This window comes from Amycolatopsis sp. SID8362, assembly GCF_010550475.1.
Lineage (GTDB): Bacteria > Actinomycetota > Actinomycetes > Mycobacteriales > Pseudonocardiaceae > Amycolatopsis > Amycolatopsis eburnea.
Window position 1 is genome coordinate 1 of sequence record NZ_JAAGNB010001758.1, and the last position, 208, is coordinate 208.

General features: G+C 79.3%; 1 protein-coding gene. It reads left to right on the top strand.

Annotation, left to right across the window (positions count from 1 at the left end; genetic code table 11):
- A partial coding sequence (locus tag G3I65_RS53370) for a hypothetical protein (protein WP_160703913.1) occupies positions 1–208 on the top strand: 208 nt, incomplete at both ends.

The window sequence follows — 208 nt, forward strand, 5'->3', positions numbered from 1 at the left end:
CGTGGCACGCGATCGCGGGCGGCACCGGCGCTCCGGCGTCGGCGACGCTGCCGGTGCTCGGCACGCTCGGCGCGGTCTTCGCCCCGCTCGGCGGCCCGGCCGCGCTCGTCGCGATCCTGCTCCTCGGCGACATCCCCTTGGCGGCGCTGAGCGCGTACGCGGCGACGAGGCGGCTTCGCGTCCGCCGCTGGGTTCGCGCGGTCGTCGC